A 19,125-nucleotide genomic window follows, 5' to 3' on the forward strand; every position below is an offset into this window, starting at 1 on the left:
AGGGTGATCCCAGCGAGGCGACGTCTCGTGGTGTGCCGGGAAGCCTGGTCCGCGAGCTGTGTTCGCCGAGCCCTGGAGATCACCGTGTCCGCACCCGCCTCGCCCGCCGCTGGAGTTCGTGCACGCGGCCCTTGCACACCGATCCGCATCAGCCGAGCCGGGGAGCCCCATGTCCGACGGCACAGCCCGCCGTGTCCGCGTGTTCGGCCGAGCGTCCTGGCCGGAGGTCGAACGGGTCCGGGAGATCCTCCGCAAGGAAACCGTCGGCGGGGCGCTGTTGCTCGTCGGCGCGGTACTCGCCCTGGTCTGGGCGAACTCGCCGTGGGCGGAGTCCTATGCGGCCCTGCGCGAGATCGCGCTCGGGCCGGCTGCGCTGCACCTGGACCTGCCCCTGCACGCCTGGGCTGCCGACGGCCTGCTGGCGATCTTCTTCTTCGTCGCCGGGCTGGAGCTCAAACGCGAGTTCGTCGCCGGGGACCTGCGTGACCCCCGGCGGGCCGCGGTCCCGGTCGCGGCCGCGGTCGGCGGCGTGCTCACCCCGGCCCTGATCTTCACCCTGACCAATCTCGGCGACGCCTCGGCCCTGCGCGGCTGGGCGGTCCCGACCGCCACCGACATCGCCTTCGCCCTGGCGGTGCTGGCGGTGATCGGGCACAGCCTGCCCTCCGCGCTGCGCACGTTCCTGCTCACCCTGGCGGTGGTGGACGACCTGATCGCGATCGTGATCATCGCCGTCTTCTACACCCAGCAGCTGTCCGTGTTCCCGCTGCTGCTGGCGCTGATCCCGTTGGCCGGGTTCGGTTTCCTGGTGCAGCGGCGGGTGCGTTCGTGGTGGTTGCTGCTGCCGCTGGCCGCGGTGACCTGGGCGCTGGTGCACGCCTCCGGGGTGCACGCCACCGTGGCCGGGGTGCTGCTGGCCTTCACCGTGCCGGTCATCCGCCGCTACGGCGAGGGGCCAGGGCTGGCCGAGCACTTCGAGCGCCGGTTCCGCCCGATCTCGGCCGCGGTGGTGGTGCCGGTGTTCGCCTTCTTCGCCACCGGTGTCACCCTCGGCGGCCTGGACGGCCTGCTCACCTCGCTGTCCGACCGGGTCGCCCTGGGCATCATGGGCGGGCTGGTGCTGGGCAAGGTCATCGGTATCACCCTGGCGACCTTCCTGGTCTCCCGGTTCACCCGCGCCGAGCTCGACGACGACCTGTCCTGGACCGACGTGATCGGCTTGGCCCTGCTGGGCGGCATTGGGTTCACCGTCTCGCTGCTGATCGGCGAGCTGGCCTTCGACGGCACCGCGCACGCGGAGAGCACCAAGGTCGCCATCCTCGCCGGGTCGGTCCTGGCCGCGCTGCTGGCCACGATGGTGCTGCGGGCCCGCAACCGGGCGCACCGGCGGATCTGCGCGGCCGAGGAGGTCGACTCCGACTCCGACGGCATCCCCGACGTGCACGAGAACGACCGCTGATCCAGGCCTGGGCGTGCTGCTAGCCCGGCGCGCGGGAGCTCATGGCGGTAAGCAGTGCCGCAAGGGCCTGTGGTTGCTCGTCGGGGAGCAGATGGCCCGCATCCGGGATCACCACAAGGCGGGCGCCTAGTCGCCGGCCGGCCGACGCGCGCAGCCTTTCCGGCGGCAGGAACACATCGTGCTGGCCAGTCACCACCTGACGGGGCACATCCGTGCGCCGGGTGAGCAGCTCCCGCGGCAGCGCTGGCGGCGCGAGGCTGGTCCGGCACGCGCGCGCGACCAGGGTGTACCACTCGATCAGGTCTGGTGGCGGTGTGCGCCCCGGGGCCAGGAAGTGGCGCAGCAGAGCCGCGCTGCGCGCAGGGGCCGGGCGGAGCAGCCAGGGCACGGTCGCGCGCAGGACGCCGGCGCTGACCTTCAGCCGGGTCAGGCCCGCGGTGGAGACGAGGAGCCGTCCCGAGATGTGGGGTGAGTCGCACGCCAGGGCGATTGCGCCGCCCAGCGAGTGGCCGACCACGACCGCCTGGCCCGGCACCAGCACATCCAGCACCTCGGCCAGCCAGTGCCCGTACCAGGCCAGGCGGTCCCGCCTGGGACGGTGACCGGTGCTGAGCCCCGGCTGACCGGGCAGGTCCAGCAGCAGCACGGAAAAGTCCGGCGCGAGCGCCGCGGCGAAGGACTCCGACAGTGCCGCGTTCTCGTTTGTGCCCGGGATGACCACGACGGTGGACGAACCAGAGCCCGCGGTCACCACGTGGGTCGAGCCGGCTTGGCTGGCGATCTCGTTCCGTCGATGGGGGAGGCTCCAGCGGTCCAACCGGCGGGTGCACCAGTCGCGGACCTCGAGCTGGTGTCGGGTACTGCGATAGATCGAGCGCAGCCTCCCGGAACGTTCCATCAACACTGTCCTTCTGTCGCGGTGCTCACTGCACGAATGCTCATTCCAGCGTCGCCAGCATCTCACCTTCCAGCACCGGCGACAGCGTGGTCATGAAACTTGCGGTGCATGCCGCCGCTGAAGCCGCTTCATCTGCCGCGCAGGGTTCGAAGGTCGCGGCGGACACCCGTATCCACTCGCTGGTCAGCCTTCCCTTGCACATCCGACCGGACCTGCCGCTGTTGTGAGATCACCACGGCCGGGCAAGAACGCGACCGAGAACTCGTCGATGACGACAAAGGCCATGCCCGGCGAAGAGTTCCTCGGGGTCATCGGCCGAATCAGCGTGCCCGTCGGCGCGCGCAGCCGAGCTATTGGTGTTGACGTGGCTGGGAGAGGAACAGGATCCCACCGACCCAGCACACTGGCCATCGGTCCGGGCGGCGGCGTGCTGATCTCGATGGCCGTCCTAGATCTTCTCGTCGTGCTGGCCCGTCGAGTCGACCACCGTCCGTGAGTCACCTTCGGTCTGCTTCCGCCCAGGGCCGGGGTGGAGAGGCTTGGTTGGGCTACTCGCTCACTACCAACGCCGGGGCGGTGCGGGCACGCGTGGTGGTGGCCACCGGCCTGTTCCAGTCCCCGTTCGTGCCTGCCGTGGCAACGGAGTTCGACGCCGAGATTACGCAGCTGCACAGCTCCCAGCACCGAAACCCCGGCCAGTTGGCCAACGGGCCGGTCCTGGTGGTGAGTGGCGGGAACTCCGGTTACCAGATCGCGGAGGAGCTGACCGGTGGCCACCGGGTGCACGTGTCTATCAGCACCTGCAACGCCGCTGTTCCGCAGCGGCCGCTCGGCCGGGACCTCTTCTGGTGGCAGACGATCACCGGCATCATCGGGGCCCCGCCTCCTCTCTGCGGGAGAGATGGATGCGTAAGGGAGAGGGCACGGTCATTGGGGTCTCCCTGCGCGAGTTCCGGCAGGCCGGTGTAACCGTCCAGCCGAGAGCGGTTGCGGCGCGGGGAGATCACGCCGTGTTCGCCGATGGCAGCAGCGAGCTCGTGTCCACAGTGGTCTGGGCGACCCGGCTAACGTCGCGATCAGTCCTGGATCCGCGTCCCCGTCGCCTTCGGCGAACGCGGCCAGCTCCGCCAGCGCCGGGGTGTGACACCGGTTCCGGCGCTGTAGGTGCTTGGGCTGCCGTGGGTGCACACCGCCGGGTCGGCGTTGCTCGGGTTCGCGGGCAGATGCTGCCTACCTGGCCAACCGCATTTCTGCCTGGCGGTGAGTGCCGGGCTGGCCAAGGCGTTAGCTCGGTTGGCTGCCTGAAAACCGAATCCCAACTCGGCGCCACTGCCCGGCAGAGCATCTGCAGCCAGATCCGGCCGCAGTTGATGCGCCTGCGCCAGTGGATGGCACCACCAGCCCGCACTGGCCGAGGCCGAACCGCAGCAGTGGCCCGGCGACGCCCGGTTGCAGAAGCTGTGCCCGTAGCTAGCGCGCGTACCGGGTGCCCGGTGCCGTCGCGGCGCACAAGCAGGCCACCTAGGTGGAGGCGGTGGGCGAAATGCGCTTGGTCGATCTGGCCTCAAGTTGTTGGCCGCGAAATGGTGTGCTCTGAACCGCGATGGACTATCCGCAGTTCAGGGCGCTACCATGGTTCGCATGAACACCTGCCTTGTGCAGGCATGCGACATTTTTGTGTCCGAGGGGGGACTTGAACCCGGCAGCGCGTGAAATCTCCCAAATATTGGGGAATCACGCAGTCAGAATACCTCTTTGCGCCGCGAGGGCGCGACTGCGGCCACCGTCCCCGTTAGGTGGTGACCGTCTGCTTCTGTAGGTCGTGTGTCACCGCGCGAACGTGTCGAAGGCAGACGGTCGGTGGATCCGGGCGTTCGCCGAGTGACGGGTGTTTGGGGTGGCGGCGCTGGCGGTGCACTTCGCGGTGAGTCCCAGCCCACTACGGCTTCAGTGGCAAAGCCAGGCGACCGCGAGTGGCGCGTGGAGGTCCGTCGCGCTGCGTCCGGGAAAGCTCGCGTTCCTGCACTTGCCGGAGTGCGCGGAACGTTGGTGCTGGCGAATGCCGCCACGTCGTCCCGGCCATGGAGGACCGCCGGCGCGGGGGCGAACTGCACGACTGGCGAGCAACCTGGCGCGTCGTCGGGGCTACCCCGCCTGCGCGATGCCGACGCGGGCGATGCCGACGCCCTCAACTCCGGAACGCGATCACCCCGCTCGCGCGGGGACGACCCCATAGACCGTACGCCACTCGCGCCAGCGTGGGGACTACCCCCGCTCGCGCGGGGACGACGACGCAGAACCCGTTGGCACCGGGGACCTGCGACCACCCCCGCCTGTGCGGGGACGGCACGGTCGCCAAGATGGAAACCGCCCGCATCGGGGGACCACCCCCGCCTGCGCGGGGACGACTTAGCCACGCGATCTGCCGCCCGGTGCAGCACCGGACCATCCCCGCCTGCGCGGGGACGACCCACCGCTACCGAAAGCCCGACGGCGGTGCCCGGGACCACCCCCGCTTGCGCGGGGACGACTCAGCGTGGGCATCGCGCGGGGAATGGGGATCACCGGGGAGCATGCTCGACGGTTGGTGGCGTTGTGGGCGGGCCTGCACGATCTGGGCAAGATCACCGAGGTGTTTCAGCGGCTGAACCAGGCCGCCTTCGCTGAGCTTGAGCGCTTGGCCGGCTACCCGGTGGACGGCTCGATCCCGCGGGTCAGGCATGACCTGGCGGGCCAGATCGCGGTGGCACCGTTGCTGGCCGCCCCCACCGGACTGGCCCGCCCCCTGCTGGGTGTTCTGTCGATGCTGGATGCCCACGGCGTGCCCGCGACCCTGCTGACCACCCCGGCCGTCCTGGCCCACCTCGGCAAGGCTCGCGGGCGGGCCGTGGCAGCCTCACGTTGATCAACAGCGTGTCTGGCCTCCCGGTCGTGGTCATCGGGCCATGGATAGACCTGCTCACCCAGGCGCCATACGGCCTGCTCACCGGGCCGATACAACGGCTAGACAAGCACGGTGGCCACGCCTCGGACACCGAAGAGGGCAAGCACCAGGACCGCGCACCGGTGGCCAGCCCAAGCCGACCAGCCCGGCCACCCTGCTCGAGGACGCGAGCCCGAGCGCGGGCACCGGCACCGAGCACGGCGAACGTGAGGTCGCGGACCTGGGCGCGCTCCGCGGTCGAAGACGGACACCAAGCCGGCCGGACCCTGCCCGTGGGGCGAGAACACTGCCGCGGACGCCCTCGTCCTGACCGGTACGCCCACCGGGCAGGGCAGCTGATGCAGGTGCCAGGGTGTGAGAGCCTGGCTCTCAAGCGCACGGCTTGTCGTAGGGCAGGTCGGGGAAGTATCGGTCCCAGTCTGCGGGGCTGAGCACCGGGGAGCGGCGGCAGATCTGCTCGACCGCCGCCTCCAGGGTGACGGGCTGGCGGCGGAAGGTGCGGTCGGCCGTGATGGCCAGGCGGCCGTCGGCGGTGAAGGTCAGCGCCGAGGCGTTGTAGGTGTGGTTGTGGTCGGTGAGCACCGCGGACTCCTCGGCCACCGCCGCGCTTCCCACCCGCCACAGCCGCACGGTGTCGTCCGGGGCGGCCGTCGCCAGGGTCTGGCCGTCCGCGCTGAAGGCCAGGGCCGTGATCGGCACCCGGTGCCCGCGCAGCACCGCGCCCGGGCGGGGTGCGCGCGGGTTGGAGACGTCCCAGAGCCGGGCGGTGCCGTCGGTGCTGGTGGTCACCAGGATCTCGCGGCCGGGGTGGAAGGCCGTGGCGTAGTGCGGGCCCGCCGGGTCGCTGATCGTGGCCGGGTTCTTTGGGTCGGCCAGGTGCCAGAGCTTGACGGTGCCCGCGCTGTCCCCGGTGACCAGGGTCAGGCCGTTGCGGGTGAAGGCGGCGCTCAGCAGGGTCGTGCGGGTGGAGGTGAAGGTGGTGACCAGCTCCGGCTGTCGGGGGTCGGCCAGGCGCCACAGCTGGATGGTGCCGCCGTTCGCCGAGACGAGGGTGTCGCCGTCGGGGCTGAAGGCCACCGCGTCGATGTCCCGTTCCGCCCCGGGCAGCCGGACCAGCTCGGCGGGGGCCCGGGGGGCGGTGATGTCCCACAGCTTGGTGCCCAGCTCGGAGCTGGTGGCCAGCAGAGGTCGGGTGGGGTGCAACGCCGCCGAGGTCAGCCGGTTGGCTGGTGCGTCCACTGTGGACAGCTCGCGGCCCGTGTTGTCCCACAACCGGGTCCGGCCGTCGAAGCCCGTGGTCAGCAGCAGGGAGTCCCCCGGGCGGAAGGACGTGCCGGAGATCTGCTCTCGGTGCCTGCCCAGCGCGTAGTAGCCGAGGTCGTGCAGGCGCACGGTGTGGTCCTCGCTGGTGACCGCCAGGGTCCGGCCGTCCGGGCTGAAGGTCGCGGCGGCCACGTTGGTGGCGGCCGGGATGACCGCCATGGCGTGCGGTGCGCCGGGATCGGTGATGTCCCACAGCCGGGTGGTGTTGTCCGCGCCGGTGCTGGCCAGGGTGCGGCCGTCGGGCCCGGCGGTCAGGTGGTGGAGGGGTTCGGCGTGCGCGGCGACCGAGCTCAGCTCCCGGGGGTTGCCGGGGTCGGCCAGTGACCACAGGTGCAGGTGGTTGTCGGCGCCCCCGGTGGCCAGGACGCGGCCGTCTGGGGTGAAGGCGGTGGCGGTGAGCGAGGAGTCGGCGCGGAAGGCCGCCCGCTGCCGCAGCTGCCCGTCTGGGGTGTCCCAGACCCGGGCGAACCCGTCCTCGCCGATGCTGACCAGCGGTCCGCCGTCCGGCGGTACCGCGAGGCTGTGGATGCGGCCGACCTGGCCGTCGAACCGGGAGGTCTCGCGGGGCGCGTCCGGGGTGGTGAGGTCCCACAGCCTCAGCGTCTGGTCGGTGCCGCCGGTGGCCAGGTAGGGGGTGCCGGGCAGGAACGCGACCGCCTCCACCTGGTCGGTGTGTCCGGTGAGGGTGGCCAGGCCGGCGGGGTGGGCGGGGTCGCTGAGGTCCCACAGCCGCGCGGTGCGGTCCCAGCTCGCGGTGGCCAGCAGCCTGCCGTCGGGGCTGAAGGCGATCTGGTGCGGGTAGCCGGTGTGCCCGGTGAGCACCGCGAGCTCGGCCGGTGGCGTGCGGTCGAGCCGCCACAGCCGGATGGTGTTGTCCGCGCCCGCGGTGGCCAGCACGGTGCCCTTCGGGTGGTAGGCGAGGGAGGTGGTGGCCTTGGTGTGGCCGGTGAGGCTGGTGACCGGCGGCGCGGACAGGGTGGACAGCACCGCGTTGCGGGCCTGCGTGGACCCGGTGATCCGGTAGGCGGCCAGCCGCAGCTGCGCGGCCAGGTCCGGTTGCACCGTGTGCAGCACCGCGGCCTCCGCGAGGGCCTTCTCGGCCAGGGCGGCGGCCAGCTGCCGGGAGGCGTTGCGGTGTGCGTACGCGGCGTAGCCGAAGGCCGCGACCGCGACCAGCAGCAGCACCACGAGCAACGCCACGAGCCGTTGCAGGGCGCGGGTGCGCCGCCGGGCCTCGGCCTGCTCGCCCTCGTGCGCGGCCAGGCTGGCGGTGAGGAACTCCTGCTCGGCCGGGGTCAGCGCGGACACGTTGCGCTCGGCCCAGTCCTGGGCGCGGCTGAGCCGGTGCCCTCGGTACAGCGCGCCCGGGTCGTGCTGGTGCTCCCGCCACGCGCCGGTGGCCTCGGTGAGCCTGCGGTGGATGAGCAGGCCCTCGCGGTCGGCGTCGAGCCACTCCCGCAGCCGGGGCCAGTGCCCGATCAGCGCCTCGTGCGAGATCTGCACGCTGTCGCGGTCCACGGTGACCAGCCGGGCCTGGGTGAGCCGGTCCAGGATGGTGCCCACCTCGGGTGTGCCCAGGTCGAGTTCGGCCAGCGGCAGGCGCCGCCGGGTGTCGTCGGTGCCCTCTCCCAGCGCCGTCAGCCGAAGGAGGACCAGCCGGGTGAGTCGCTGCTGCTGCGGGGTGAGGTCGCGGTAGACGCTCTCGGCGGTGGCCGCCAGCGCGTGCCGGATGCCGCCCGCTGACTCGTAGGCGGCGGTGGTCAGGGCCACGCCCTGGCGTCGGTGCCAGGTCTCGCGCAGCGCGTGCGAGAGCAGCGGCAGGATGCCCGGCTGGTCGACGGCCTCGCCGACCACCCGCGCGACCAGCGCCGTCTCCACCTTGCAGCCGGCCAGGACTGCGGGCCGGGTGATCGTCTCTCGCAGCTCGTCGACTGACATCGCGCCGACCAGCACCTGCCCGTCGCGCAGGGCCGCCCGCAGGCCGGGGTGGTGCCCGCAGTGCCCGTAGAAGTCGGCCCGCACCCCCAGCACGACCCGGGTGCGGCTGTGCTCTGCGCCGGCGGCGTGCAGCAGCGCGGTGAGGAAGGCCTCGCGCTCCAGCGGGTCGGTGCACAGGGTGAAGACCTCCTCGAACTGGTCCACCACGAGCAGCAGCTCGGTCCCCTCGGCGTGCCTGGCCAGGGCCTGTCGGATCCGCAGGTGCAGGTTGCGCGGGTCGGCGCCGAGCTCGGCGGTCAGCTCGACCGCGGACGCCCCGGTGAGGCCGGACAGCGCGACCGCGCACTCCTGCACCGGGTGTGTGCCCGGGGTCAGCACCACCACCGGTTCCGGGCCGTGCTCGCCGAGGCCGGACCGCACGGCCCGGGCGGCCAGGCCCGCGCGCAGCAGCGAGGACTTGCCGGAGCCCGAGCCGCCGAACACGGCCGTGAACCGGCGGGCCTGGACCTGCTCGACCAGCTCGTCGACGAGCTGGTCGCGGCCGAAGAACCGGTCGGCGTCGTCGATCTGGAACGCGGCCAGCCCCAGGTAGGGGCACGTTTCGTCAGCGGTGTCCGGGGTGTCGGCGGCCAGCTCGGCGGCCACGTGGTGCCAGCGCTGCTCCCACCACGCGGTGTCCCCGCCGCAGCCGGCGACGTAGGCCAGCGTCACCTCCAGGCTGGGCAGCTTCCGGCCGGAGGCGGCCGAGGACAGCGCCGCGACCGAGAAATGCGTGCGCCTGGCCAGCTCCCGGTACACCGGGTTCCCCGCCTGTTTGCGCAACTCCCGCAAATCGGACGCGAAGCGCAGGACCGGTGTGTCCCCGGCATCGAGCGCGCGTTCTCCACGTGGCATCGGCCAACCCCCCCCAGATCCCCTCACCAATCGCTCGATTTTTCACCATTGTTTGTCCACGCGTCTGCGCTGACCGTGAACAACCCGCCAGTCGGTAGACAGGTCTGCGACCGGCCGCACCGAGCGGCTGCGCCTCTTGGGGGATTCTCAACATGAAGCGGTCAATCGCCGTCCTGTTCGCCGCGTCCGCCTTCGCCACCGTCCCGCTCGCCACGGCGTCGGCGGCCCCGGCGGAACCCATGGCGGTCAACGTGTTCAAGAACCAGGCCTCCGGGCAGTGCCTGGACGACAGCATCGAGTACGGCGTCCGGATGCACCCCTGCAACGGGCTGAACTTCCAGCAGTGGCAGGTCCTGTCCACCGGTACCGGTAGCCCGGACCACGAGTTCAAGAACCTGGCCACCGGCCGGTGCATCGGCACCGAGTGGGGCAACGACCGGGTCTCCGGCGGGCAGTGCCGGGTCAGCGGGCAGTCGATGTGGCGCACCAAGCGCTGGAACGACGGCACCTTCCAGCTGAACAACCTGTGGGCGAGCAAGTGCCTGGAGCACCGGGGCTCGCTGCACGTGGCGGGCTGCAACTCCAGCAGAGAGCAGAGCTGGCTGTGAAGCGGACCTGGAGAAATCCGATGAGACGACATCGCGGCCGCACCGCGCTGGCGGTGGTCGCCGGGCTGGTGCTGAGCACGTTCACCGCGCTCACGCCACCGGCCGCCACGGCCGAACCGGTCCCGGCGGGCACCACCGCACCGCAGCAGCGGGCGGCCCTGCTCGGCGCGGACTGGCAGCGCTCCGGTGACCGCCTGTGGACCACGGTCGGCGACGGCGACGGCCTCCACGTGCTGACCGCCCACGCCCGCGACGGCTACACCTGGCGCACCACCGCCACCCTGGCCGTGCCGGGGCTGGACTCCGACCAGTGGATCGGCAATGCCTGCGCCACCGCCTCGGGGAACAAGCTGGTCGTGGTCTACGCGCCCCGGGCCTTCACCAACCGGGAGGAGCTGTTCGACCGGGGCGGGTTCACCGCCGTGGTCGACCTCGGCTCCGGGGCCGTGACCCCGGTCGCGGCGCGCACCTCGCTGGCCTACTTCAACCCCGGGTGCGGTGCCGACGAGAAGGTCGCGCTCACCCAGGCGGGCCAGGACAAGACCGGGGTGCTGCTGCTGGACGCGACGACCGCCAAGCTCAGCCCGCGCATCGAACTGCCCGGCCAGGCCACCTCGGCGGTACCCAGCGGCAACGACGTGCTGGTCGCCGGTCTGGGCAGGCTGGAGCGGGTGAGCCAGGTGGGCAAGCGGGACGTGGTGACCGCGACCGCGGGCATCGCGCAGCGGCTGCGGCCGGACGCCGGCGGCGGTGTGGTCTTCTCCGAGTACGACCGCACCGAGAGCCGGATCCGCAGGCACGCCGGCGGCCGGGCGACCACCCTGGCCACCGGGAAGTTCGGCGAGATCGGCACCACCGTCGGCCGAGGCGCGCGGGTCTACATCACCGGCGCCGCGACGACGGGCGAGCTGCCCGCCGAGGTGCGCAAGCTGGACGTGCCGGTCTCCGCGCAGGTCTCCAGCGACGGCGAGGCGGCCATCGTGGGCCAGCAGGACCCGATCCCGTCACCGGGGATGGCGGCCACCAGGCAGACGACGATCGAGATCCGCAGCACCAAGACCGGCAAGCCGGTGCGGTTCGCCGTCGAACCGGTGCCCGTCCGCCCCGCTCCCGGCCCCACGCCCGGTGGCGGCGCGGCGCTCGCTCGGGCGGCTGCGCTGGACACGGTGGACGCCGGGGCGGTGTGCTCAGTGGAGCGCAACGACCCGAGGGTGCAGGTGTACCAGCCTGCGCCGCGTCAGGTGGAGTGGGCCGCCAACGCCGCCGTGCAGGGCCAGCTGATGATCACCCGGGAGGCGGGCTGGAAGTCCAACGGCCTGGGCGCCTACAAGCCGCAGGAGATGTTCTGGCCCCTGCCGCTGAACAACGGGGCGGGCAAGCACGTCCCGGCCCAGGTCCTGCTCGGCGTGCTGGGCCAGGAGTCGAACCTGTGGCAGGCCAAGCGACACGTCCTGCCGGGTCAGACCGGCAACCCGCTGGTGGGCAACTACTACGGCGTCAACTACTACAACGACACCGAGGAGGACGACTGGACCATCAACTGGAACAAGGCCGACTGCGGCTACGGGGTCGGGCAGGTCACCGACGGCATGCGCAAGCCGGGGCACCCGCACCCGGACAAGCCGAACGACCGGCCGAGAACCGCCGCCGAGCAGCGGGCGATCGGCACCGACTACGCGGCCAACATCGCCGCCTCGCTGCGGATCCTGCAGGACAAGTGGAACGAGCTCCAGTCGGTCCGCAACTTCGTCAACAACAACGACCCGAGCAAGATCGAGAACTGGTTCTTCGCCCTGTGGGCCTACAACTCCGGTTACCACGTGCCGGGTGAGCCGAACTCCAACGGCGCGTACGGGCTGGGCTGGGGCAACAACCCGGTCAACCCGAAGTACGACCAGCAGCGGCACCCGTTCGGCCAGGAGCCGACCGACTTCAAGTACCCGCAGCGCTGGCCGTACCCGGAGAAGGTGATCGGTTTCGCGGCGAACCCGCCGTCGGGTTATGACCACCCCGGTTCGGAGGTGCCGTTCTTCCGGCCCGCGACCTGGCCGGGTGGCCCGACCACCGGTGTGCTCAACCGGATGAGGGCCAAACCGCCGATCACGCAGTTCTGCGACGAGAGCAACGAGTGCTTCCCGGACCGGCCGAAGGTGCAGCCCAACGCGCCGGAGGTCAAGGACGAGCCGCTCGGGCCCTGCTACCACAAGAACGCGGCCGGGCAGTACGACCTGAAGTGCTGGTTCCACCAGTCCAGCACGTGGAAGACCGACTGTGATTCCACCTGCGGGCAGGAGTTCATCCGGTTCGACCCGCCGTACTCGGTGGAGCAGCCGATCCGCAAGGACGACTGGTCCATCAGCTACCCGCCGCGCTGCGTCACCACGGGCCTGCCGACGAGCTTCATGCTGATCGACAACGTCCCGGTCGACGTGCCCACGGTCAGCACCAAGAACTGCAACAAGATCGCCAGCTCCGGCTCCTTCGAGCTGGAGTACGGCACGCCCTCGGCCAAGATCGACCTGCACCAGGTCGGCGGCGGCTACGGCGCGCACTTCTGGTGGAGCACCACCCGGCAGGAGCAGGGCGGCCCCGGTCAGCACCCGCAACGCATCAGCGCCAGCTGGACGTTGAATCGCAAGCTCAACGCCCCGGCCAAGGTGTTCGTGCACGTCCCCGACCACCTGGCCAACGCCGAGGTGACCTACGAGGTGGACAGCGCCTGGGGTGTGCAGAAGCGCACCGTACGGCAGAAGGACGCCCCGGGCACGGCGCCCAACGCCCAGAACGAACCCGTCACCACCACCAGCGGCAACCGCTGGGTGTACCTGGGCGGATTCATGTTCGACGACAAGAACTTCCCCAGGGTGCGACTGTCCAATGTGGCCGCACGAGTACCCGTCACGCAGAACGTGGCCTTCGACGCGGTGGCGTTCGCGCCGTTGTCGCCCAACGAGGTGCCGGACGACGTGATCAAGCGGATCCGGAACAACGGCACCGACAAGTGCCTGGTGATCCAGGACAACTCCGGCGCGGTGGGCGCACCCGCCGTGCAGCGGACCTGCGCGCACTCCTTCCCGGACACGTGGGCCTTCCGCTTCAGCCACAACGGCCCCAGCACAGGCGAGGACCAGGGCCCGCACTACCGGGTCATCAACCGCAACAGCGGTCTGTGCCTCGGTGTGCGGCCCCGGGGTGTGCCGGCCACCCAGGCCGTGCAGGTGCCGTGTGACAGCGCCGACCACGCCGTCACCTGGAAGTTCTACGTGGGCCCTGCCAGCTCCTTCGAGCACGGGCTGGTGCCGACCTCGAGCCCGCTGGCCCTCATTCCGCGCGGCGGTTCGACCGGGGACGGGACAGTGGTTCAACTGGCCGAGATGCCGGGCACCGACGCACCTCGCTACTTCTTCTGGACGGCTGATGATGCGTGATCGAGCACGGATGTGGGACGCGGTTCTGGTGAGCCTGGCGCTCACGGCCACCTCGCTACCGGCGAGCGCCGCAGCGGCGGCCCCGGCCGCCGGCCAGACGCCTCTTCCGGCGGCGGAGGTCCCCCTTGCCCAGCGGAACACCCTGCTGGGCAAGGGCTGGGCAAACTCCGGAGACCGGGCGTGGACGACCGCCGGGGACGCCGACGGGTTCCACGTCCTGGTGGCCGACGCGGCCAACGGCTACGCGTGGCGCACGGCGACCACGCTGGCCGAGCCGGGTTTCGAGGTCGACCAGTGGATCGGCAACGCCTGCCTCACGGCCTCCGGGCAGCGGCTTGTGGTGACCTACGCGCCGCGCTCGTTCACCAACGAGGAGGAGATGTCCGCCCGCGGCGGCTTCGTCGCCGTCGTCGACCTCACCTCCGGTGCGGTGACCAAACCGAAGGTGCGCGGCACGCTGGCCTACTTCAGCCCCGGCTGCGGCGCCGGGGAGTCGGCGGTGGTGACCCAGAGCATCACCGGTGAGCGGGAGCGCACCCGGGTGATCGCGCTGGACGCCGCCACCGGTGCGGTCGCCGCGCCGGTGGAGGTGCCCGGACAACTGACCTCGGCGGTGCCCACGAAGGACGGGATCATCGCCGCGGACAGCCACAGCCTGGTCCGGGTGGCCGGGGACGGCAGGCGCACGCTGTTCGCGCCTGCCGCAAGCACCCCGTTCAACCTGGTCCCGGACGCCGACGGCGGTGTGGTGTTCCAGGATCTGTCCGCCGACCGGGCCTTCGTCCGGCGCGCGGCCGGGAGCGGGCAACCGGCCACGCTCGCCTCTGGCGCCATCTCCAAGATCAGCGTCGAGGCGGGCAGCGGCGGCCGGGTGTTCCTGACCGGGGCAGCCGAGCAGGTCACCGGACTGCCGGGCAGCGTGCGCAAGCTGGACGTGCCCGCCGGGGCGGAGCCCTCCACCCACGGCGAGCTGGCGCTCATCCGGGTGAGCGCACCGGCACCCGCCGACCACGTCTCCGCCCGCGCCCTGCGGCTGGAAGCCAGGTCGACGGGCCCGGGCAAGGACCTCGCGTTCCAGGTGCACCCGGCCGGCGCGGTCGCGGACAAGGCGGGCAACGGCCGGGCGGCGCGGTCCACGCCAGGACAGCAGCAGGCGCGAGGTTCCGGTGATGCCGTGGACGCCGACCGGTGGTGCTCGGTGCCCCGCGGCAGCCTGCGCGACCAGGCGGTGCAGCCCAAGCCGAGGCAGATCGAGTGGGCGGTCGACCAGGCCGTCCGGTCCTCGCTCACCCTCCGGCGCGAGGCGAACTGGAAGGGCCTCGGCATGCCCGCCTACTCGCCGCAGTCGCTGTTCCCGTTGCCGCCGCTGGAAGGCGGGGGCGCGATCCCGGCGCAGATCGCGCTGGGCATCGCCGCCCAGGAGTCGAACATGTGGCAGGCCACCGGTGCGGCGATGCCCGGGGTCACCGCCAACCCGCTCATCGGCAACTTCTACGGCCGCGCCATCTACGACGACAACAAGGGTGATGACTGGGACATCCACTGGGACAAGGCCGACTGCGGCTACGGCGTCACCCAGATGACCGACGGCATGCGCTTGGCGGGCAAGGAGAAGCCCGGCGAGACCGCGCTGCCGTACGAGACCCAGCGGGCCGTGGCCCTGGACTTCGCGGCCAACGTCGCCGCGGGCGTGCGGTTGCTGGGCCAGAAGTGGAACGAGACCCGCAAGGCCGGGCTCACGGTCAACGGCGGCGACCCGAAACACATCGAGAACTGGTTCTTCGCGGTGTGGGCCTACAACTCGGGTTTCTACGCGAACAAGGGCGACGGCTCGCCGTGGGGGCTGGGCTGGCTGAACAACCCGGCCAACCCCCGGTACAAGCCGGACCGGCCGCCGTTCCTGGAGTACAGCTACGACGACGCCCGCCACCCGCAGGACTGGCCGTACCCGGAGAAGGTGATCGGCTGGGCCGGCCACCCGCTCAACACGTTCGAGGCGCCGGACAAGCCCGTCGCCGGGTACCGGCAGGCGTGGTGGGTCGACGCGCAGTACCGCGAGCTGGCCAAACCGCCCCGGTACCTGTTCTGCGACCAGTCGAACCAGTGCGAACCGGGCAAGGGCCACGTGCCGAACTACCCCGGCAACCCGCCGGGCGGCAAGGACGACGTGCGCGGCGAGCCAGCAGGGCCGTGCGCGCACAAGACCGACGGCTACTTCGACCTCAAGTGCTGGTACCACGAACCGGTGTCCTGGAAGGAGTGCCCGAAGATGTGCGGCAACGAACTGCTGCGCTTCGACCCCGGCTACGCCTACCAGGACGACGGGGCCAGCTACCCGCCGAACTGCCGCGCGGACGGCCTGCCCGCCGGTGCGATCGTCGTGGACAACACACGCGCGACCTCGATCCGCCCGGACTGCGGCCGCCCCTGGCAGGACAGCGGTGACTTCACCTTGGACTTCGCCTCGGGCTCGGCCAAAGTGGACATCCACCAGCTGGGCGCGGGCTTCGGCGGGCACTTCTGGTTCGCGCACACCAGAGGCAACGACGCGGAGGGCGCCAAGCTCGGCGTCACCGGCACCTGGAACGCGGGCCGGGCCGTGCACGGCTGGGCCAGGGTCCTGGTACACCTGCCCGACCACGGCGCCCACACCCAGCAGGCGCAGTACCTCATCGACCGGGGCAGCGGCGAATTCGACCGGCGCCGGGTGCTGTCCCAGGGCGTTGAGGCCAACCGGTGGGTCTCGGCCGGGGTATACCAGTTCGCCGGGGTGCCCCGCGTGCGGTTGGCCAACTACACCCTCGACGGCCGGGGCACCGACGACATCGCCTGGGACGCGATCGCCATCCAGCCGCTGCCGGGCAAACCACAGCACGTGGTGGCGGCGCTGGGCGACTCCTACAGCTCGGGCGAGGGCATGGGCGGTTACGCCACCGAGAGCGACGACAACCACGGCAACCCGCGCTGGAACGCCTGCCGCCGCAGCGCTTCGGCCTGGCCGAGAGTGATGACGCTGCCCGGCGCCACCGCGCCGACGGGCCAGCTCTCCGACCAGTTCAGCACGTCGACCGAGCTCGGCTTCGTGGCCTGTTCCGGCGCGAAGACGACGAACCTGACGGGCTGGCGGCCGAACTCCTGGGACCACCCGGGCGAGTACCAGGACGGGGAGGGGCAGTTCCACGAGATCAGCCAGCTCGCCTCCGGGGTGCTCGACGAGAACACCACGCTGGTCACCATGACCATCGGCGGCAACGACAACGACGCCTACTCCAGCGCGCTCCGGGAGTGCGCCGCGGGCAGCTGCTGGGACGAGGCCTTCCTGGTCAAGTACCGGGCGAAGATCGACCAGAACATCGCCAGGACCAAGGAGCTGCTCCGCAAGGTGCGCACCGCACCGCTGGCCGTCAACGCCCGCATCCTGCTGGTGGGCTATCCGAAGCTGGTCAGCACGGCCAAGGGCTGCGGGCTCGGCGGGTTCCTCATCGACCCCCGGGACGCCGGCCAGCTGGAGTCGCTGGCCAGCTACATGGCCGAGCAGCAGTACCAGGCGGTGCAGCAGCTCAAGGCCGAGGGCGCGCGGATCGACTACGTACGGGTCAAGGACGTCTTCGACCGGCACGCCGCCTGCGACGACCAGGAGTGGATCAACGGGTTCAGCAAGGGCCCGCGCGGCGGCGGGGATTTCCACGCCGGCGACAAGGCCAGCCTGCTGTGCTGGCCCTGGGAGAACGGCTCGTGCCTGAGCCGCGAGAGCTTCCACCCCAACCAGCAGGGCGGGCGGGAGTACGCCCGGGCGGTGGAAGAGCTACTGCGCACAACCGGCTATTCGGGAAACAAGTGACCCACTGGGGGTAAGTGATGAACAACGGATTTCGCGGTGTCACCGCGGCACTTGGCGCACTCGCGCTGCTCACCACGGCTGGCCCGTCCGCGCAGGCCGGGGCCGCGGACACCTACTGCCAGTACCGCACCACCGAGGGCAGGCACCTGCTGACGGAGAACTGGAGCCAGGGCGACTGGCTGGCCAGCGGTGTGCTCGTTGTGCATGCGACCGGGACCGTGGTGAACAAGTACCGCTACATCCGGGTGTCGGCCACCGGGGCCACCGGCTGGTGGGGCGGCGGCCTGCAGCGCACCTCGGCACCCTGCTGGAACTGATCACACAACGGGGGAACACGATGAGCACTACCGCTACTCGGTTGATCACGTCCACTCTCACCGGTGTGCTGACCTTCGGCCTGCTCGCCGTACCAGCCTCGGCCCGCCCTGACGGCACCGTGCCGCCGGAGTGCGGTGGCGGCTTCACCGCGACACAGACGGGTTCCTGGGCCCACTGCCGGACGAAGTACAAGTTCATGGCCTCGGCCCGCTGCACGAACGGCGGTTACTACTTCGGCGCCATGCTGCCGCCGGGTGACATCGCGAGGTCCGTCGCGCTGTGCCCGGACGGCACTCGCGCGACCAACTGGTGGGTGGTGACCGGGACCTAGTGTCCTGAGTCGTTAGTTCGCGTGCAGGGGATAGGGTTTCCTATGCCGAACCCGAAGCTGCCTGAGCTAGTCCTCACCGACGACGAACGAGACATGCTGGAGGGCTGGGCACGGCGCCGGAAGACAGCACAGGCGCTGGCGCTGCGGTCACGGATCGTGCTGCGGTGCGCCGAAGGCGGCTCCAACAGCGAAATCGCCGCCGAGCTGGGAATCCAGCGCGGCACGGTCGCGAAGTGGCGCTCACGGTTTCACACCGACCGAGTGGACGGCCTGCTCGACGAGCCACGCCCCGGCCGCCCCCGCACCATCACCGACAAGCAGGTCGAGGCGGTGATCACCAAGACGCTGGAGTCCACCCCGGCCAGCGCCACGCACTGGTCCACCCGCTCGATGGCCGCTGCCTCCGGCCTGACTCAGACCGCGATCTCCCGGATCTGGAACGCCTTCGCACTCCAGCCACACCGGCGTGAAGCCTGGAAGCTGTCCAAGGACCCGCTGTTTGTGGACAAGGTCAAAGACGTGGTCGGTCTCTATCTCGCGCCACCGGAACGGGCGGCGGTGCTGTGCGTGGACGAGAAATCCCAGATCCAGGCACTCAACCGCACCGCACCGATCCTGCCCTTGTTGCCCGGGACGCCACAGCGGGCCAGTCACGACTACATCCGGCATGGCACCTCCAGCCTCTACGCGGCGCTGGACATCACCACCGGCAAGGTCATCGGGCGGCTGCACGCACGGCATCGCGCGATCGAGTTCAAGAAGTTCCTGACCGTCATCGACAACGAGGTCCCCGCCGAGTTGGGGGTGCATCTGGTGCTGGACAACGTCTCCAGCCACAAGACACCGGTCATCAAGCGCTGGCTGGCCGCCCACCCGCGCTTCAGCGTGCATTTCACCCCGACCTCAAGCTCCTGGCTCAACCTCGTCGAACGCTGGTTCTCCGAGCTGACCACCAAGAAACTCCAGCGCGGCAGTCACACCAGCGTCCGTGCGCTCAACGCCGATATCCGGGCCTGGATCAAGACCTGGAACGACAATCCCCGGCCCTATGTCTGGACCAAGACCGCCGCCCAGATCCTGGACTCCATCGCCCGCTACTGCACACGAATTAACAACTCAGGACACTAGTCCTGGCTGGCCGGT

Annotated in this window: 12 protein-coding genes; 9 read left to right on the forward strand and 3 right to left on the reverse strand. The window is 70.9% G+C overall.

Annotated features, from left to right (window positions below; all coding sequences use genetic code 11):
- The first annotated feature begins 169 nt into the window (after positions 1 to 169).
- Positions 170 to 1,459 carry a Na+/H+ antiporter NhaA gene (gene nhaA, locus N8J89_RS16400; protein ID WP_283665212.1) on the forward strand — a complete coding sequence of 430 codons (1,290 nt, stop codon included), beginning with the start codon at positions 170 to 172 and terminating at the stop codon, positions 1,457 to 1,459.
- A gap of 19 nt (positions 1,460 to 1,478) precedes the next feature.
- Here the strand turns inward: nhaA and N8J89_RS16405 are convergent, their stop codons facing one another.
- Both N8J89_RS16405 and N8J89_RS16410 read right to left on the reverse strand, forming a co-directional pair.
- Positions 1,479 to 2,357, reverse strand: coding sequence for an alpha/beta fold hydrolase (locus tag N8J89_RS16405; RefSeq protein WP_283665213.1), 879 nt, complete (start codon positions 2,355 to 2,357; stop codon positions 1,479 to 1,481).
- Between the two features lie 40 nt (positions 2,358 to 2,397).
- A complete protein-coding gene (locus N8J89_RS16410) occupies positions 2,398 to 2,523 on the reverse strand; it encodes a hypothetical protein (RefSeq protein ID WP_283665214.1) in 126 nt (41 codons plus the stop codon).
- 326 nt (positions 2,524 to 2,849) lie between these two features.
- On the opposite strand from N8J89_RS16410, the gene N8J89_RS41915 reads away from it, so the two are divergent.
- Entirely contained in the window at positions 2,850 to 3,326 is a 477-nt protein-coding gene (locus tag N8J89_RS41915; protein WP_502868454.1) for an NAD(P)-binding domain-containing protein, read from the forward strand.
- 1,567 nt (positions 3,327 to 4,893) lie between these two features.
- Complete coding sequence (locus N8J89_RS16415) at positions 4,894 to 5,262, forward strand: HD domain-containing protein (protein ID WP_283665215.1); 369 nt, start codon at positions 4,894 to 4,896, stop codon at positions 5,260 to 5,262.
- Positions 5,263 to 5,670: 408 nt separating this feature from the next.
- On the opposite strand, the gene N8J89_RS16420 is transcribed toward N8J89_RS16415, so the two are convergent.
- A complete protein-coding gene (locus N8J89_RS16420) occupies positions 5,671 to 9,456 on the reverse strand; it encodes a WD40 repeat domain-containing protein (protein ID WP_283665216.1) in 3,786 nt (1,261 codons plus the stop codon).
- A gap of 152 nt (positions 9,457 to 9,608) precedes the next feature.
- Between N8J89_RS16420 and N8J89_RS16425 the strand changes: the two genes are divergently transcribed.
- From N8J89_RS16425 to N8J89_RS16450, 6 genes are read left to right on the forward strand one after another with little or no spacing between them, the layout of a single operon-like run.
- Entirely contained in the window at positions 9,609 to 10,064 is a 456-nt protein-coding gene (locus tag N8J89_RS16425) for an RICIN domain-containing protein (protein ID WP_283665217.1), read from the forward strand.
- Between the two features lie 20 nt (positions 10,065 to 10,084).
- The gene (locus N8J89_RS16430; protein WP_283665218.1) at positions 10,085 to 13,492 is read left to right on the forward strand and encodes an RICIN domain-containing protein; all 3,408 of its coding nucleotides are present in this window, start codon (positions 10,085 to 10,087) and stop codon (positions 13,490 to 13,492) included.
- A gap of 10 nt (positions 13,493 to 13,502) precedes the next feature.
- Complete coding sequence (locus N8J89_RS16435; protein ID WP_283665219.1) at positions 13,503 to 17,333, forward strand: SGNH/GDSL hydrolase family protein; 3,831 nt, start codon at positions 13,503 to 13,505, stop codon at positions 17,331 to 17,333.
- Between the two features lie 17 nt (positions 17,334 to 17,350).
- Positions 17,351 to 17,650, forward strand: a complete 300-nt coding sequence (locus tag N8J89_RS16440; protein WP_283665220.1) for a hypothetical protein — start codon at positions 17,351 to 17,353, stop codon at positions 17,648 to 17,650.
- Between the two features lie 41 nt (positions 17,651 to 17,691).
- Positions 17,692 to 17,982 (forward strand): hypothetical protein, encoded by a 291-nt coding sequence (locus N8J89_RS16445; RefSeq protein ID WP_283665221.1) that lies wholly within the window; start codon positions 17,692 to 17,694, stop codon positions 17,980 to 17,982.
- 42 nt (positions 17,983 to 18,024) lie between these two features.
- On the forward strand, positions 18,025 to 19,110 hold the full coding sequence (locus N8J89_RS16450; protein WP_283665222.1) for an IS630 family transposase: 1,086 nt from the start codon (positions 18,025 to 18,027) through the stop codon (positions 19,108 to 19,110).
- Positions 19,111 to 19,125: the final 15 nt, after the last annotated feature.

Origin of the sequence: Crossiella sp. CA-258035, from assembly GCF_030064675.1 — a bacterium.
Lineage (GTDB): Bacteria > Actinomycetota > Actinomycetes > Mycobacteriales > Pseudonocardiaceae > Crossiella.

Coding starts and splice junctions, on each gene's coding strand:
- N8J89_RS16430 (WP_283665218.1), top strand. CDS start 10,085: ATGAGACGACATCGCGGCCGCACCGCGCTGGCGGTGGTCGCCGGGCTG.
- N8J89_RS16425 (WP_283665217.1), top strand. CDS start 9,609: ATGAAGCGGTCAATCGCCGTCCTGTTCGCCGCGTCCGCCTTCGCCACC.
- nhaA (WP_283665212.1), top strand. CDS start 170: ATGTCCGACGGCACAGCCCGCCGTGTCCGCGTGTTCGGCCGAGCGTCC.
- N8J89_RS16405 (WP_283665213.1), bottom strand. CDS start 2,357: ATGGAACGTTCCGGGAGGCTGCGCTCGATCTATCGCAGTACCCGACAC.
- N8J89_RS16450 (WP_283665222.1), top strand. CDS start 18,025: ATGCCGAACCCGAAGCTGCCTGAGCTAGTCCTCACCGACGACGAACGA.
- N8J89_RS16440 (WP_283665220.1), top strand. CDS start 17,351: ATGAACAACGGATTTCGCGGTGTCACCGCGGCACTTGGCGCACTCGCG.
- N8J89_RS16435 (WP_283665219.1), top strand. CDS start 13,503: ATGTGGGACGCGGTTCTGGTGAGCCTGGCGCTCACGGCCACCTCGCTA.
- N8J89_RS16420 (WP_283665216.1), bottom strand. CDS start 9,456: ATGCCACGTGGAGAACGCGCGCTCGATGCCGGGGACACACCGGTCCTG.